Below are 14538 nucleotides of genomic sequence, written 5' to 3'. Positions count from 1 at the left end.
GCTCGTCCTCGTCGCACCGGCCGTGCTGATCGTCCTCCTGCTGCGGCTGTGGCCGCTGCTGCTCGGCGTCAACTTCTCCTTCACCGGGGACGGCGCCCGCAACGGCACGGCCGTCGGTTTCGACAACTACGCGACGCTGTTCGAAGACCCGCTGTTCCACACCGCCGTGCGCAACGTCGGGCTGCTCGTGCTCCTGCTCCCGGTCGCCGTCGCCATCCCCGGCCTGCTCGCCACCTTCATCCACCTGAAGGTGCCGGGCCACCGGGTCTACCGCGGCGTCTACTTCTTCCCGGCCGTGCTGTCGCCGGTGATCGTCGGAGCGATCTTCAACCTGCTGCTGGCCTTCGACGGGCCGGTCAACGCCGTGCTGGGCCTCGTCGGCCTCGGCCCGGTGGACTGGCTGGGGAATCCGAGCGTGGCGATCTTCGCCGTCGTCGGGGTGCACGTCTGGGCGACGTTCGGCATGGCGCTGGTCGTCTTCCTCGCCGGTTTCTCCACTTTGGACTCCTCGTTGCTGGACGCGGCCAAAGTGGACGGTGCGTCGCTGCTGCAGACCATCCGGCACGTGATCGTCCCCGGCCTGTCCCGCACCATCCAGTTCGTCTTCGTCACCACGATGATCGGGATGCTGACCTCGATGTTCGGCCTGCTGTACGTGATGACCAACGGCGGCCCGGCCGGGTCGACCTACCTGCCCGAGTTCTACGTCTGGTTCCAGCAGGGGCACCTGAACCAGCCCGCGCTCGCCTCGGCGGCGTCCACGGTGCTGTTCCTGATCATGCTCGTGGTCGGGATGGCCCAGATCGGCATCCTGCGGCGCGCCGGAAGGGAGGACTGATGCGGGGTTCCCGGCTCACGAAGTGGCTCGCCGCCATCCCGATGGCCGCCCTCGCCCTGGCGACGATCTATCCCCTGCTGTTCACCGCGAACGTCGCCATGAAGGACCGCCGCGAGTACACCCTCGACCGGTTCGCGCCCGCCGGCGCACTCCGCTGGGACAACATCACCCGGGCGTGGACGAGCGTGGGGATGTCCCGGTACTTCCTCAACTCGGTCGTCGTCGTGGTGTGCTCGGTCGCGGTGCTGCTGCTGCTCGGGTCGATGGCGGGCTTCGCACTCGGCCGCCTGCGCTTCCGCGGGTCCTCCGCGGTCTACCTGGGCATCCTCGCCGCGCTGTTCGTGCCGTTCCAGGTGATCATGGTCCCGCTCGCGCGGCTGATGGCGGGCACCGGGCTCATCGACACCTATCCGGGGCTGGTGCTCGCCTACGTGGCGCAGTTCCTGCCGTTCACGGTCTTCCTGATGACCAGCTTCTACTCGGCCGTGCCGCCGGAGATCGTCGACGCCGCCCGCGTCGACGGGTCGACCGTCTACGGCGTCTACTGGCGGATCATGCTCCCGCTGGGTGCCCCGGCGCTGCTGTCGGTCGGGGTGCTCAACGCGCTGTTCTGCTGGAACGACGTCCTGATCTCGCTGCTGCTGATGCCGTCGGCGGAGCATCGGACCCTCATGGTCGGGGTGACCGCGCTGCGCGGGCAGTACTCCGCCGACATCCCCACGTTCGCCTCCGGGGTGCTGATCGCCGCGGTGCCGGTGCTGCTCGTCTACCTGTTCCTGCAACGCCAAATCGCCGACGGGGTGACCGCCGGGTCCACGAAGGGATGAAATGCGCATCACTGGTTTCCGGGCCCTCACGACCGTCCAGGAGTGGGGCCGCCCGATCGGCGACGCCAACGGCGTGCACGCCGACGGTGTCCTCCGGATGCCGATCGTCGTCGTCGAGACCGACGAAGGTGTCACCGGCGTCGGACTCGGTTCGCACGTGCAGGCGGAGACCGTCTTCGCCGCGCTCGAAGGCGAAGACCCGCGTGGCGTGACCGCTCTCTACGACCGGATGCTGCGGCGGACGTTCAAGGCCGGGCACGCCGGCGCGGTGTTCGGCACCATCGGCGCCTTCGACACGGCGTTGTGGGACATCAAGGCGCAGCTGGCGGGCGAACCGCTCTGGCGGCTGCTCGGTGGCCGGGACCGCCGCGTGCCCGCCTACGCCTCGGGTCTCGACATCGCCCTCGACGACGAAGAGCTGGCCAGGCTGTACCGGACCTACGCCGCCCACGGGCTGCGCGCGGCGAAGCTCAAGGGCGGCCTGGACATCGACCGCGACCGGCGCCGCCTCGGCCTCGTCCGCGACGTCCTCGCCGAGGCCGGCGCCACCCGCCCGGGCCTGATGCTGGACGTCAACGAGAACTGGACGCGCAAGCAGGCCGTCCGGCACGTCGGCGAGCTCGAACGGGCCCTGGACCTGACCTGGATCGAGGAACCCGTGCGGCGCTGGGACGTGGACGGCCACGCGGCCGTCGGCCGCGGCATCCGCGCCTCGGTCGCGACCGGGGAGAACCTCACCGGGCTGGAGCAGCACCGGCCGCTGATCGCGGCCGGCGCGGTCGACATCGTCCAGACGGCCGCGGGCTGGGGCATCACCCACTTCCTGCGGGTCGCCGCCCTCGCCCACGCCCACGACCTGCCGGTGAGCCCGATCGGCACGACCCCGGTCGGACTGGTGCACGCCGCGACCGCGGTGCCCAACCACCTGGTCACCGAGCTGCAGGACCTCCGGCCCCCGGTCGGCGTTTCCCTCGGCCACGAAATCGGCGACGGCGCGTTCATCCTGGGCGACGGGCCGGGCCTGGGCATCCGCCTCGACGAAGCGGCCATCACGGCCGCCGGCCACCGGCTCCCGGACCCGGCGTCCACCGGTTCGCACATCCGCCCGGACCGCGCCGGCTTCCACCTGCTCCCGGCGTCCGGCAACGGTGACCGCGCGTCAGTGGAGGCCTGAGGCCCCGTGATCGGAATGCCGACACGCGTGTTTGGAAGGTCGACACGCGTGATGGGCGGGTCGACACGGGGCCGGCCGCCGTGTCGACCCTCGGATCACGCGCGGCTCAACCGACGGGGAACTTGACCGCGGTCAGCTCCTCCGAAACCGCCCACAGCCGCCGCTGGATCGACGGGTCGTAGGACTGCGGGCTGGAGGCGACCACCCGAGGGCGCCCGCGGTAACCGCCCGGGCCGGCCGGGCCGTAGTACTGGCCGCCGAGGGCGGCGGGGTCGGTGGCCGCGCGCAGGATCGGGAGGGCGCCGCGCTCCGAGCTCTGGGTGAACAGCGGGGCCACCACGGGGAAGAGCACGCGGGCCACCGCCGGGGAATTGCGCATCAGCTCCGTCCGGGCCACGCCGGGGTGCGCGGCGATCGACGCCGTCGTGCCGTGCGGGGAGAGGCGGCGCTGCAGCTCGTAGGCGAACATCAGGTTGGCCAGCTTGGCCTGCCCGTAGGCCGCGACGCGGTCGTAGGAGTTCTCCCACTGCAGGTCGTCGAAGTGGATCTCCGCGCGGATGCGGTGGGCGATGCTGGCGACCGTCACCACCCGCGAGCCCTCCACCGGCAGCAGCAGGTCCAGCAGCAGGCCGGTCAGGGCGAAGTGCCCGAGGTGGTTCGTGCCGAACTGCAGCTCGAAGCCGTCCCGGGTGGTCTGCCGCGGCGGGTACATGACGCCGGCGTTGTTGATCAGCAGGTCGATCTTCGGCAGCGTGGCGTGCAGGTCGGCCGCCGCGGCCCGGACCGACTCCAGCGACGACAGATCCAGCTTCTGCACCGTGACGTCGGCGTCCGCGCCGAACCGCGCGGCCGCCTGCTTGCCCTTCTCGACGTCGCGGACGGCGAGCACCACCGTCGCGCCGCGCTCGGCCAGCACCTTCGCCGTGTCGAACCCGAGGCCGGTGTTGGCGCCGGTGATCACGGCCACGCGGCCGCGCTGGCTGGGGACCTCGCGCTCGGTCCAGTTGTCGCTCATGGCGGTCCTCCCGGGTCGCGGCCCTTTCGGACCGTCGGTCTGTTATGCCACCGACGCTAAGGAACCGTCGGTCTGTTGTCAAGAGACTGCCGGTCTCCAATCTCCCCGCCCGGGCGTTACGCTGGTTTCATGACGTTCCAGCGGGCGCGCAGCGCGGAGCAGCGGGAGGAGCGGCGCCGCACCATCCTCGACACGGCGCTGAAGATGCTCGACGAGATGCCGGTGGCCGAGGTGAGCCTCAACGAGCTCAGCCGCCGGGTCGGCCTGGCCAAGTCGAACGTCCTGCGCTACTTCGAATCCCGGGAGGCCGTGCTCCTGGAACTGCTCGACCGCGCCCTGCGGGACTGGCTGGCCGAGGTGTCCGGCGAGGTGGCCGCGGGCGTCGCCCCGGACCGTCCGGCGCCGGAGCGGGCCGAGGCGTTCGCGGCGGTGGTCTCCCGCTCGCTGGCCCGCCGCACGGTGCTCTGCGACCTCATCGGCGCGCAGGCGGGCGTCCTGGAGCACAACGTGTCCACCGACGTCGTGGTGCGGTTCAAGCGGTCCGCTCTCGGCGGGCTGGACGCGATGGCCGAGCTGCTCCGCCGCACCGTGCCCGAAGTCGGCGGCGAAGCGGCACCGGTGTGCCTGCTGGCCATGATCCTGGCCGGCGGCCTGTGGACCCACTGCCGCCCGTCACCCAGCACCCGCGCGGCGTACGAAGCGGACCCGGCACTGGCGGCGCTCCGGCTGGACCTGGCGCCGGCCTTGGCGCACGGGCTGGCCCTGCTGATCACGGGCGCCATGGCCCGCAACGGCTGATCCGCCGCACCGTCGCGGTGGTCCGGACCAGTCCGCAGGACGAACGGCGGTGTCGTCACAAATGCCGTGAAGACACCCTGTGCGCGGGTGGTAGACCACAAAACACCCGCGCCGCACCATTTTCCGACCGGCGGCGCCCTGCCCGGCAAAGGAGTTCCGCATGTCCGTGCGTCGCTGCCTCGGAGCGCTCGGCGCCCTCGCCGTCGCCGTCGGCTCGGCCGTCGCCGCCCCCGCCACCGCGGACGCCGCCGATTCCTGCTCCGCCTACACCAACCGGGCCGTCCTCGGCGGCTACGAGCAGACGCTGACCTGCGTCGGCAGCTCCTTCCGCGTGGTGGCCGGCCTGGGGACCACGCTGACCGCCGCGACCGCCGAAGCCACCTCACTGGTGCAGGACCCCGCCATCGCCGCCCTGAACTGCACCTCCTCCAACGGCAGCAGCACCCAGCTGGGCGGCTTCGGCGTGACGCTGCAGTGCAACGCCCCGGCCGGTATCACCTTCCGGCAGGGCCTGGGCACCACCCTCACCGATGCCGCCCACGAGGCCCACACCCTCGCGCAGATCTACGCGGGCACCGGCCAGCTGTGCTCCGACTACTCCTCGAACCCGGTCACCGGCGGGTTCAGCGTGACGCTCCAGTGCACCGGCCCGGCCGGCCTCTACTTCGTCACCGGCACCGGCACGAAGCTCACCGACGCCGCCGCCTCGGCACGCACGCTGATCCACTTCTGACGGTCACATCCGCTCGGCGAGGTCGCGGGCGACGTCGACGGCGATCTCCCGCGCCCGGACCGCCAGCGGGGATTCGGTGCGCCCGGCCGGCCAGTACAGGGTCAGCTCGCGGGTGGGCGACGGCTTCAGCGGGTGGACGGCGAGCTGATCGTCGGCCCAGGCGTCCTGGCCGTGCAGGGCGAGCCACGGCAGCACCGCCCAGCCGATGCCCGCCCGCACCATCGACAGGATGGTTTCGTGGCCCGTCGTGCGGAACACGAACCGGGGCTGTGCGCCGGCGCGGGCGAGCGTCCGCTCCAGCCACCGCTGGTGGTGGGTGGGCGGCCAGGCGACCATCGGGACCTCGTCGAGCCGCTTCACCGGCACCTGGCCACCACCGTGCACCGCGCCGGCGCGCGTCACCAGCAGGTACGGCTCGTCGAACAGCTTGACGTGTTCGACGTCGCCACCGACCGGGCCGTCGTGGAACAGCAGGTCGAGCTCCCCGATCCGCGGGTCCTCGGGCGGCACGTCGGACAGCCTGATGTCGCAGCCGGGGTGCTCGTCCAGCAGCCGGCGGATGACGGCGGGCAGGATCAGGTTCGACACGCTCTGGAAGGTGCCGATGTCGATGCGGCCGTGGCCCGCCCGGAACCGGCCGACGGCGTCGGTCAGCGTGGCCGCCTTCGCCAGCAGCTCGCGGCCGTGGGCCAGGACCACCTCGCCGAGCCGGGTGATCCGGACCGGCCTCGGCCCGCCGGGCCGGTCGAAGACCGGGCCGCCGACGGCCTTCTCCAGCGCGGCGATCTGCTGGCTCACCGAGGACTGGGTGTAGCCGAGCCGGGCCGCCGCCTGCCCGAACGTGCCTTCCTCGGCAATGGCGGCCATGGTCCGCAGGTGACGCAGCTCGAAGTCGGCCATAGCCAGCTAACATAGCCGCTGGCGATCGATTCGATCGGAATTCATCGCTTTTCGTGATGTCTCCGCGGACCTAGCGTGGTTCCCATGACGACCACGGCAACCCGGCAGGGGCTCCCCGAACTGGTCTGGGCCTTGGCGGCCACGCACTTCGTCGGCCGCGCCGGCGGGGTGGTGCGGGCGTTCCTGGTGCTGTACCTGACGCAGGCGCAGCACCTCTCCCCCGCGACCGCGGGCTCGGTGGTCGCGGCGGTCGGGCTGGGCGACATCGGCTCCCAGCTGCTCGGCGGCTGGCTCGGCGACCGGATCGGCCGGCGCAACACCATGCTGGCCGGCTTCATCGGTGCCGCCGCGGCGCTCACCGCACTCGGCTCGGCGGACTCGCTGCCCGGGATCTGGACGGCCGCCGTCGGTGTCGGGCTGACGATCGAGCTGTTCCGCCCGGCCGGGTCGGCCGCAGTGGCCGATCTACCGGCGCACCAGCGGGTCCGCGCGTTCGGGCTGCTCTACTGGGCGGCCAACCTCGGCTTCTCGGTCGCCACGATCGCCGCGGGGATCCTCGCCGGCTACGGGTACGGGCTCCTGTTCTGGATCAACGTGGCCGCGTCGCTGGCCGCGGCACTGATCGTCTGGCGCCAGGTGCCGGAAACCCGGCCGGCGGGATCGGTGCGGACGCGGCGGGCGCTGCTGCCGGTCGTGCTGCGCGACCGGCTGATGCTCGCGATGCTGGCGCTGCACACCGGTTACTTCACGCTGTTCCTGCAGACGTTCACGACGTTGCCGCTGCTGATGGCGGCCGGCGGTCCCGGCCCGGCGGCCTACGGCGGAGTCCTGGCCCTGAACGGGATCGCCGTCGTGGCTCTCCAGCCGTTGGCGGTCCGGCTGCTCGCCGGCCGCGACGGCACCACGGTGTCGGCCACCTCGATGCTCCTGGTCGGGCTGGGCGCCGGGCTCGGCTCCGTGAGTGACGGCACCGCCGCCTTCGCCGGCTCGGTCCTGATCTGGACGCTCGGGCAGATCGGGATCGCCGTCCGGTTCGGCGACACCTTCGCCGCTCTCGCCCCGGCCGAGCTGCGCGGCGGGTACCTGGGCCTGGCTTCGACGACCTGGAGCGTCGGCGCGGTGCTCGGCCCGCTGGCCGGAACCGCGCTGCTCCAGCTGCTCGGCGCGACCGTCCTCGGCGTGGCCTGCGCCATCGGCGGGATCGCGCTGTTCACCGCCCAGCGGGCGCTCGGGCCCGCCCTGCGCCGCCGAAACCCCTGAACGACAACGGAAAGGCAGTCCCATGAGCACGTATGTGTTGATCCACGGCGGCGGAGACGCCGGCTGGGCCTGGCACCTGGTCGCCGCCGAGCTGCGGGCCCGGGGTCACGACGTGGTGGCCCCGGACCTGCCCGCCGGCGACGCCTCGGCCACGCTCACCGACTACGCCGACGCGGTAGTGCTTTCCGGGGGCTCCGGGTGGCAGAGCCCCCGGCCTGAGGCGAAGCCTCGGATGTCACCGTGGTCGAAGCCGTCGGCGACCGGACCGACCTGGTCGTCGTCGGCCACTCCTTCGGCGGGTTCACCGCACCGCTGGTCGCCGACCGGCTCGCGGCCGGCCTGCTGGTCCTGGTGGCCGGGATGATCCCCGCGCCCGGCGAGTCGCCCGGGGACTGGGGCGAGAACACCGGATGCGGCGAGGCGGTGCAGGCCCAGGCGGCGCGCGACGGTGGCCGCACCGGCCACGCCGACCCGCACGTCGGCTTCTACCACGACGTCCCGCGGGCCCTCGCGGACGAAGCGCTGAGCAGGGAGCGGGCCCACCCCTCCCCCGCCGCGATGCGGGAGCCGTGGCCGCTGGAAGCGTGGCCGGCGGTGCCCACCCGGTTCGTGCTGTGCCGCGAGGACCGCTGCTTCCCGCCGGATTTCTTCCGCCGGCTGGCGGCCGAGCGGCTCGGCATCGTCCCGGACGAGATCACCGCCGGTCACTGCGTCGCGCTCAGCCGTCCCGCCGCACTGGCCGACCTCCTCGAGAGCTACCGGTGAACTCAGAAGCCGGGGAACACCCGGCGCAGCTCGTCGAGCGTGACGGCGCCTTCGACGGTGACGTCCTTGTCGTACGGCGCCTTGAGCCGGCCGCTGAGCAGCCGGATGAACGCCTCCGCCGGCCCGGTGAACGTCGCGGACGGCGACTCGAGGTGGTCCACCACGGTGACCGCGTCGTCGATCACCAGCCCGGCGCCGGGAACCGCGACGGACACCGGGTTCGCGAGCTCGGCCGGCTTCGCGAGGAAGCTCAGCATGAACCCGAGGGGCCCGGTCATGAGGTCGACCAGCACCGCGGCCGAGCCGGCGTCGACCCCGGCACCGGAGTCGAAGGCGACGCGCACGTCCCACGAGTGGTTGGCCACCTCGCTCAGCCGCATGCCCAGCGCGGTCACCAGCGGCACCGGCTCCGGCAGGAAGCCGAGGTCGACGGTCAGCGACGAACGCTGCTCGGGCGTGAGCGCCTCGACGGTTTCGAGCCAGCGGCCGTTGTGCTCCAGGAAGCCCTCGGCCTGCACCCGCGGCGCGGACCCGTCCCAGCGGGCCCAGATCGTCTGGTTTTCTTCGGCGGCCACGGTCTCGCCGGCGGCCCGCACGAGGGGTGCGCGGCCGATCTCGGCGCCGCTGCCGAGGTGGGAAAGGGCCTGGGCGACGGTCCACTCCGCGGCGCCGCTGGGCGCGGCCAGCTGGTCGTCGGTGAGGCCGCGGGCGAGGTCGGCGAGCGTGTCGTGCTCGGAACGGAGGGCGGTGATCGTGCGGTCCACGAGTGAGGTCATGCCACGCACAACTCCCGGAGGGACGCAGGTGTTCCGGTGGTCACCGTGCTTGCTAGGTTGCCCGGGTGAGCCTCCTCGATGACGTGGCCGAGCGCGACGGCTGGCGGTGCTGGGTGTGCGACGAACCGGTCGACCCCGGCATGTCGGTGAACGACCCGCGCGGACCCAGCGTCGACAGCCGGACCGCCGACCGGAAGGCCAAGGTCCCGGAGCGGCTCGCGCACCGCGGCTGCAACACCCGCAAGGGCGCGGTCAAGGTGGTGATCGCCTGGCCGGACCGCCTGCACGTGGCCGAACCCGCGCCGCTGATCACCGTGGCCGGCCGGCTGGAGCGCAAGGGCGGCCGGGAGATGGTGGCCCGCTGCCCGACCGAGCGGGACGCCCGGGAAGCGGCGGACTGGCTGGTTGACCGGTTTTCCCGGCTGGTACCGGGGCTGCCGGTCACCGCCGACGTCCAGCCGGGCGGCGGCCAGTTCCTCGTCATCCTGGCCACCGGCCGCCGCTGACCGGCGCGGTGGACCCAGCGGCCGTCGCCGTGGTAGAAGTAGAACCTGTTTCACTTCTGCCCGCCGGCGCCTGGAGGTGCGCGGATGAGCGTCCCGACGGTGACCGAGCTGCTGCTGGCCCGCACCGGTGACGAGCGTCCGGGGCTGCGGTTCGAGGACGAAACGTGGTCGTGGGCCGAGCACGTCCGCGCCTCCGCGCGCTGGGCGGCCGGCCTCCGCGAAGCGCTGCGCCGGGACGAACCGCCCCACGTCGGCATCCTGGCCGACAACGTGCCGGCGTTCTCCGTCCTGCTGGGCGCCTGCGCGTTCGCCGGAGCGGTCCTGGTCGGGCTCAACCCGACCCGGCGCGGGGAAGCCCTCGCGCGGGACATCCGGCTCGCCGACTGCCAGTTCGTGCTCACCGAGCGGAAGTACCGGCCCCTGCTGGCCGGGCTGGACCTCGGCGGGATCGGCGTGCGCGACCTGGAATCCTGGGCGCCGTCGAACGACCCGGCCGATCCCGTCCCCGCCTCCGCCGACGACCTGCTGATGCTGATCTTCACGTCCGGCACCAGCGGCGACCCGAAGGCGGTGCGCTGCACCCACGGCAAGATCGCGTTCCCCGGCGCGATGCTCGCCCAGCGCTTCGGGCTGTCCACATCGGACACCGTGTACGTCACCATGCCGATGTTCCACTCCAACGCCATCATGGCCGGCTGGGCCGTCGGACTCGCGGCCGGCGCGGCCATCGCCCTGCGCCGCCGGTTCTCCGCCTCCGGCTTCCTGCCCGACGTGCGGAAGTTCGGGGCGACCTACGCGAACTACGTCGGCAAGCCACTGTCCTATGTGGTCGCGACGCCGCCGCGGCCGGACGACGCGGACAACCCCCTGCGCCTGGTCTACGGGAACGAAGGAGCGAGCGCCGACCTGACCGCGTTCGAGAAGCGCTTCGGCTGCAAGGTCGTCGACGCGTTCGGCTCCACCGAAGGCGGCGTGGGCTTCGCCCGCACCGACGACACCCCACCCGGCTCCCTCGGCCGGCCGGCCGGCGACGTGGCCATCCTGCACCCGGACACCGGCCGCCGCTGTCCCCCGGCCGAGTTCGACGCCGACGGCCACCTGCTCAACGCGGCGGAGGCCGTCGGCGAACTGGTCAACACCGCGGGCGCCGGCTGGTTCGCCGGGTACTACCGCGACGCGCAAGCCGACGCCGCACGCCTGCGCGACGGCCGCTTCCACACCGGCGACCTCGCCTACGCCGACGCCGCCGGCTTCTGCTACTTCGCCGGCCGGCTCGGCGACTGGCTCCGCGTCGACGGGGAAAACCTCGGCACGGCGCCGATCGAGCGCATCCTGCTGCGGCATCCCGCGATCACCGACGCCGCCGTCTACGCGGTGCCCGACCCGGTGACCGGCGACCAGGTGATGGCCGCCATCGTCACCGACGGCACCCGGCTGGATCCGGCCGGCTTCGGCCGCTTCCTCGCCGCCCAGGCCGACCTCGGCCCCAAACAGGTGCCCCGGTACGTGCGCACCGTCCGGGAACTCCCGCGGACCTCGACGTTCAAGGTCGTGAAGCGGCAGCTGTCCGCCGAGGGTCTGCACTGCGCCGACGTGATCTGGGAGCGGACGGGCAAGGAAGCGGACTTCAGCCCGGTGAAATCCGCGCCCGGCCTATTCGACGTGTCCTGAGCCGGCGGTCCGCTGCGGCACGCGGAGCCGGGGATCGAGCCGGCGGTAGGCGGCGGCGACCGCCTTCAGGAACGCGATGTCGCTGTCCAAGTCACGGCCACCCGGCACAGCCAGCGCCGCGCCGTCGCCGGGCGGCTCCGCTCCGTCCGCCACCGCGCGGATGGCCGCGGCCAGCGTGACCGCTTCCACGTGCGCGTCCAGCTTCTGACCCGCCAATCCCGCCGCGCGCCCCGATTCCCCGGCCGCCGCCGCGATTTCGGGGTCGAGGTGCGCGCGCAACGCGAGCCTGCCGTCGCGGATCTCCACCACGCGGCGGTAGAGCTTCAGGCCGATGTCACGGACGTCGACCACTTCCCGCAGCCGGGATCTCGGCGGGTCGAACGCGATGCGCGGGACGACCGCGTAGAACGCGAGCCAGAGCGGGCGCAATCGCAGGTGCGTCAGGTAGTTGCTGACGACGACCGGGGTGCGCCAGGTGGGCAGCACGATCCCGACGATCACGAGCAGGACCGACAGGGGCGGGAGGTACCGGTCCATCGGGCCGCCGATGGACCGGGGGTAGTGCAGGTCGAGGCGCTGCGCCGCGAAGAACACGGCTTTCTGCACGTGGTACAGCATCGAGCAAACGATGCCGGTGGCGATCAGGCGCAATCCCAGCCGGATCACCGTCTCGGTCGACTTCGCGGCGTACCCCACCGTGAGCCGGACCGAGTCCACCATCGCCGGGAGCAGTCCGGCGACGTACACGAGCCAGTACTCCAGCACCCCTGGCGTGCGCCCGTACCGGGCCGCGAAATGGATTTCGTCCACGCCCGTGCGGCTCAGCACGAACAGCAGGCACATCGCGGCGAACACGGTCGCCGCCCAGATCGTGTACGGCACCACCCGGCGCCGCGCCTGCTCCGGCCGGTTGATCTGCAGCAGGAAGTCCTGCCCGGCCACCGCGGCGACGAGGATGCAGCCGTGGTTGGCCAGCCTGGCGAGGTTGGGGATGCCGGTGAAGCGGCCCACCGCGAAGTACACCACGGATGTCTGCAGCACCAGGGAGAACGCGATGCACAGCGAGACGAGCCAGATCGTCACCTCGCTGCCGGACCGCCGCCGGTGCCGGGACCGGGCGATCCGGACGACGACGGCGAGGCAGGCCAGCAACGCCGGCCCGTTCAAACGGAGCCACTCGGTCGGGGAGGCCATGTGATCAGTCGAAGGCGGCCCTGATCCGGCTGTTGATCCCGTCGGGCCCGACCAGTTCCGCCCGTTGCCGCACCACCGAAGCCAGCAGTTCGGCCTCGAGCTCCTCCGGGGCTTGGTAGGAGGTGCGCGCCAGCATGCTGCGGATGGTCTTGGCGTCCAGGTGCGGGATCAGCGCGCGGATCTCGCCTGCCGCGGTCAGGTCTTCACAGTAGTGGCCGCACAGCAGGTGACTCAGTTCGTGCAGGATGATGTGTTCCTGGTGGGGCCACGAGGTGGCGACCTCGTGGAAGATCAGGTCCGCCGAGTCGGTGGACATCAGCAGGCCGTGCGCCTCGCCCATTCCGGTGATCGGCACGAGGTGGATCGGGCGTCCCCGGCGCTGTGCCACGTGCCGGCACAGATCGTGCACGTCGAAGGGATTCGTCAGCGGCAGTTCCGCCGCGATGGCCTCGCACCGACGGCGCAGCCGCCGGAGGGTCCACACCATCACACCTCCCCCAGGACGAGCTCCCCCTTGCCCATAGTGCCCGAATCGCGGTGGCCCGTGTGACCGGCCGGCACCTTTTCCTCAACCCTCGTCGGGTAATCCTTCGATTTCCCGTGCGCGCTCGACCAACTGGGTTATCGCGCTCAACGTCTTGGGCGACAAGCCAGAAGCCCGCAACGCGATCTGCCGCACCGACGCGTCGCGCAAGGCCGCGAGCAAAGCCAGTTCGGCGTCGACCTGAGTGGCTGTCGACTCGTCGAAGAAATATGCCGGCGGAACACCGAAAAAACGGGCCAGTGCTTCGAGGTGCCGCCGGGTCGGGTTGTCGCGCGCGCCTTTGCGGAGCTGCCAGAGGTAGGTGGCGGAGATGCTCGCGCCGTCACTGCCGCGGATGGCCTCGGCGACTTCCTCGAAGCTGTACTCCTTGCCGCTGCGCGGCCGCACTGTGCGGAACAGGTGGTCGATCTTCGCGGCAAGGGTTCGTTCGCCACCCGGAGAAGACTGCGGCATCGATTCCTCCTCTTGCACGCGCTCAGTCTAACTGATCCACCAGCTGAGGTGGTGACGAGGACACCGCGCAGGTCCACCTCAGTTGACGTTGGTTCTTACACCAGTTTATGATCGACAGAGCGAACATGAACTCACGTGAACCACGGGCGATTCGCTACTGGGGAGTCCAGATGGGGACAGCAAGTGGACAACAGCTCACCGCAGGCAGAGTTGAGCGCCGGGAACCCGGCGCCGCACAGCCGCCACTGCCACCGACCGCCATGACGAGACGGACCAGTTTCAGTTTGCCACCGGACACTCCGATCCAGGAATGGAGCCGGATCGGCCATCAGATCAACGCGCTGTCCGAGTCGTCCTCCTGGTGGCTGGGAGACTGGTTGATCTACGGCCAGGACAAGTATCCGAACCTCTACAAAAAAGCGATCGAAGAAACGTCGCTCGACTACCAGACACTCCGCAACTACGCCTGGGTCGCCCGCCAGTTCGCGGTGCACCGCCGGCGGGCGACGGTGAGTTTCCAGCACCACGCCGAACTCGCCGCACTGGCCCCCGCCGACCAGGACCGGTGGCTCGAACGGGCGGAGCGGTTCGGCTGGTCGCGCAACGAGCTGCGCAACCGCGTCCGGGCCAGCCGCCGGCTCGGCTCCGGTGAGGACGACGGCACGGACCCGACGCTGAGGATCCAGGTGACCGTGCCGCTCAGCCAGAAACAACGCTGGATGCGTGCGGCGGAGTCGACCTCCGAAACGGATTTCGTGGCCTGGGTCGTCGCGGTACTCGACGGCGCGGCGGAGTCCGCGGTACCTGCCGGCGGTTCCGCCGGCTGACCGCGGCACCGGAACCCGGCCGGCCGGGTCACCCGCTTTGCGGTGGGCGATCCGGCCGGCCGGGTTTCGGTCGTTGCGAGCACGGCTGCACCGCAATCGGCGCGCCTGCGGTACCGCGGGCGCCGCGGCACCGCAGGAACCAGGCACCGTGCGCAACGCGGGCACCGCGGCGACGCAGACAGCGAGACACCGCGGTGCCGTTGCTCCGGCACCGGCACCGCGGCATCGCTCCGAAACCGTCGGTGCCGAGCGATAGG

The 14538-nt window shown here is 71.8% G+C and carries 15 protein-coding genes and 1 pseudogene; 10 read left to right on the top strand and 6 right to left on the bottom strand.

Features of this window, described 5'->3' with window-relative positions; genetic code table 11:
• From ACFVYA_RS27485 to ACFVYA_RS27475, 3 genes are all read left to right on the top strand, one after another.
• Positions 1–838: carbohydrate ABC transporter permease (locus ACFVYA_RS27485; protein ID WP_387049029.1), on the top strand; the 838-nt coding region annotated here is incomplete at its 5' end.
• The gene (locus tag ACFVYA_RS27480; RefSeq protein WP_387049028.1) at positions 838–1665 is read left to right on the top strand and encodes a carbohydrate ABC transporter permease; all 828 of its coding nucleotides are present in this window, start codon (positions 838–840) and stop codon (positions 1663–1665) included. The genes ACFVYA_RS27485 and ACFVYA_RS27480, both read left to right, overlap by 1 nt.
• A 1-nt stretch (position 1666) precedes the next feature.
• Complete coding sequence (locus ACFVYA_RS27475) at positions 1667–2839, top strand: mandelate racemase/muconate lactonizing enzyme family protein (protein ID WP_387049026.1); 1173 nt, start codon at positions 1667–1669, stop codon at positions 2837–2839.
• A gap of 106 nt (positions 2840–2945) precedes the next feature.
• Here ACFVYA_RS27475 and ACFVYA_RS27470 read toward each other — a convergent pair whose 3' ends face one another.
• Complete coding sequence (locus ACFVYA_RS27470; protein WP_387049024.1) at positions 2946–3854, bottom strand: SDR family NAD(P)-dependent oxidoreductase; 909 nt, start codon at positions 3852–3854, stop codon at positions 2946–2948.
• 129 nt (positions 3855–3983) lie between these two features.
• On the opposite strand from ACFVYA_RS27470, the gene ACFVYA_RS27465 reads away from it, so the two are divergent.
• Positions 3984–4652: a TetR/AcrR family transcriptional regulator gene (locus tag ACFVYA_RS27465; protein ID WP_387049022.1), complete on the top strand. Its 669-nt coding sequence runs from the start codon at positions 3984–3986 to the stop codon at positions 4650–4652.
• 160 nt (positions 4653–4812) lie between these two features.
• Positions 4813–5385, top strand: a complete 573-nt coding sequence (locus ACFVYA_RS27460; RefSeq protein WP_387049020.1) for a hypothetical protein — start codon at positions 4813–4815, stop codon at positions 5383–5385.
• A 3-nt stretch (positions 5386–5388) separates the two neighbouring features.
• On the opposite strand, the gene ACFVYA_RS27455 is transcribed toward ACFVYA_RS27460, so the two are convergent.
• The gene (locus ACFVYA_RS27455; RefSeq protein WP_387049018.1) at positions 5389–6285 is read right to left on the bottom strand and encodes a LysR family transcriptional regulator; all 897 of its coding nucleotides are present in this window, start codon (positions 6283–6285) and stop codon (positions 5389–5391) included.
• Positions 6286–6369: 84 nt separating this feature from the next.
• Between ACFVYA_RS27455 and ACFVYA_RS27450 the strand changes: the two genes are divergently transcribed.
• Together ACFVYA_RS27450 and ACFVYA_RS27445 are read left to right on the top strand one after the other, a co-directional pair.
• Positions 6370–7545, top strand: a complete 1176-nt coding sequence (locus ACFVYA_RS27450) for an MFS transporter (protein WP_387049016.1) — start codon at positions 6370–6372, stop codon at positions 7543–7545.
• Between the two features lie 22 nt (positions 7546–7567).
• Positions 7568–8310, top strand: a pseudogene (locus tag ACFVYA_RS27445) (alpha/beta fold hydrolase).
• 2 nt (positions 8311–8312) lie between these two features.
• Here ACFVYA_RS27445 and ACFVYA_RS27440 read toward each other — a convergent pair.
• Positions 8313–9086: a maleylpyruvate isomerase family mycothiol-dependent enzyme gene (locus ACFVYA_RS27440; protein WP_387049014.1), complete on the bottom strand. Its 774-nt coding sequence runs from the start codon at positions 9084–9086 to the stop codon at positions 8313–8315.
• A 65-nt stretch (positions 9087–9151) separates the two neighbouring features.
• On the opposite strand from ACFVYA_RS27440, the gene ACFVYA_RS27435 reads away from it, so the two are divergent.
• Together ACFVYA_RS27435 and ACFVYA_RS27430 are read left to right on the top strand one after the other, a co-directional pair.
• On the top strand, positions 9152–9592 hold the full coding sequence (locus tag ACFVYA_RS27435; RefSeq protein ID WP_285990973.1) for a hypothetical protein: 441 nt from the start codon (positions 9152–9154) through the stop codon (positions 9590–9592).
• 84 nt (positions 9593–9676) lie between these two features.
• Entirely contained in the window at positions 9677–11263 is a 1587-nt protein-coding gene (locus ACFVYA_RS27430) for a long-chain-fatty-acid--CoA ligase (protein ID WP_387049012.1), read from the top strand.
• Here ACFVYA_RS27430 and ACFVYA_RS27425 read toward each other — a convergent pair.
• The 3 genes from ACFVYA_RS27425 to ACFVYA_RS27415 all read right to left on the bottom strand — a co-directional run bounded on the left by ACFVYA_RS27425 (position 11246) and on the right by ACFVYA_RS27415 (position 13454).
• On the bottom strand, positions 11246–12457 hold the full coding sequence (locus ACFVYA_RS27425; RefSeq protein ID WP_387049010.1) for an MAB_1171c family putative transporter: 1212 nt from the start codon (positions 12455–12457) through the stop codon (positions 11246–11248). The genes ACFVYA_RS27430 and ACFVYA_RS27425 overlap by 18 nt on opposite strands.
• A gap of 4 nt (positions 12458–12461) precedes the next feature.
• A complete protein-coding gene (locus ACFVYA_RS27420) occupies positions 12462–12944 on the bottom strand; it encodes a hypothetical protein (RefSeq protein ID WP_285990970.1) in 483 nt (160 codons plus the stop codon).
• Positions 12945–13025: 81 nt separating this feature from the next.
• Positions 13026–13454: a helix-turn-helix domain-containing protein gene (locus ACFVYA_RS27415; RefSeq protein ID WP_387049077.1), complete on the bottom strand. Its 429-nt coding sequence runs from the start codon at positions 13452–13454 to the stop codon at positions 13026–13028.
• Between the two features lie 107 nt (positions 13455–13561).
• Between ACFVYA_RS27415 and ACFVYA_RS27410 the strand changes: the two genes are divergently transcribed.
• A complete protein-coding gene (locus ACFVYA_RS27410; protein ID WP_387049008.1) occupies positions 13562–14281 on the top strand; it encodes an LmbU family transcriptional regulator in 720 nt (239 codons plus the stop codon).
• The last annotated feature ends 257 nt before the right edge of the window (positions 14282–14538 follow it).

Source organism: Amycolatopsis sp. NPDC058278 (assembly GCF_042881395.1).
In the GTDB taxonomy this organism is placed as follows: Bacteria; Actinomycetota; Actinomycetes; order Mycobacteriales; family Pseudonocardiaceae; genus Amycolatopsis.
This window is presented reverse-complemented; position numbering and strand designations above follow the sequence as displayed.

What these genes read in the sequence shown, in the direction of transcription:
- ACFVYA_RS27480 (WP_387049028.1), top strand. Translation starts at nt 838, where the DNA reads ATGCGGGGTTCCCGGCTCACGAAGTGGCTCGCCGCCATCCCGATGGCC.
- ACFVYA_RS27475 (WP_387049026.1), top strand. Translation starts at nt 1,667, where the DNA reads ATGCGCATCACTGGTTTCCGGGCCCTCACGACCGTCCAGGAGTGGGGC.
- ACFVYA_RS27470 (WP_387049024.1), bottom strand. Translation starts at nt 3,854, where the DNA reads ATGAGCGACAACTGGACCGAGCGCGAGGTCCCCAGCCAGCGCGGCCGC.
- ACFVYA_RS27465 (WP_387049022.1), top strand. Translation starts at nt 3,984, where the DNA reads ATGACGTTCCAGCGGGCGCGCAGCGCGGAGCAGCGGGAGGAGCGGCGC.
- ACFVYA_RS27460 (WP_387049020.1), top strand. Translation starts at nt 4,813, where the DNA reads ATGTCCGTGCGTCGCTGCCTCGGAGCGCTCGGCGCCCTCGCCGTCGCC.
- ACFVYA_RS27455 (WP_387049018.1), bottom strand. Translation starts at nt 6,285, where the DNA reads ATGGCCGACTTCGAGCTGCGTCACCTGCGGACCATGGCCGCCATTGCC.
- ACFVYA_RS27450 (WP_387049016.1), top strand. Translation starts at nt 6,370, where the DNA reads ATGACGACCACGGCAACCCGGCAGGGGCTCCCCGAACTGGTCTGGGCC.
- ACFVYA_RS27440 (WP_387049014.1), bottom strand. Translation starts at nt 9,086, where the DNA reads ATGACCTCACTCGTGGACCGCACGATCACCGCCCTCCGTTCCGAGCAC.
- ACFVYA_RS27430 (WP_387049012.1), top strand. Translation starts at nt 9,677, where the DNA reads ATGAGCGTCCCGACGGTGACCGAGCTGCTGCTGGCCCGCACCGGTGAC.
- ACFVYA_RS27425 (WP_387049010.1), bottom strand. Translation starts at nt 12,457, where the DNA reads ATGGCCTCCCCGACCGAGTGGCTCCGTTTGAACGGGCCGGCGTTGCTG.
- ACFVYA_RS27420 (WP_285990970.1), bottom strand. Translation starts at nt 12,944, where the DNA reads ATGGTGTGGACCCTCCGGCGGCTGCGCCGTCGGTGCGAGGCCATCGCG.
- ACFVYA_RS27415 (WP_387049077.1), bottom strand. Translation starts at nt 13,454, where the DNA reads ATGCCGCAGTCTTCTCCGGGTGGCGAACGAACCCTTGCCGCGAAGATC.
- ACFVYA_RS27410 (WP_387049008.1), top strand. Translation starts at nt 13,562, where the DNA reads ATGATCGACAGAGCGAACATGAACTCACGTGAACCACGGGCGATTCGC.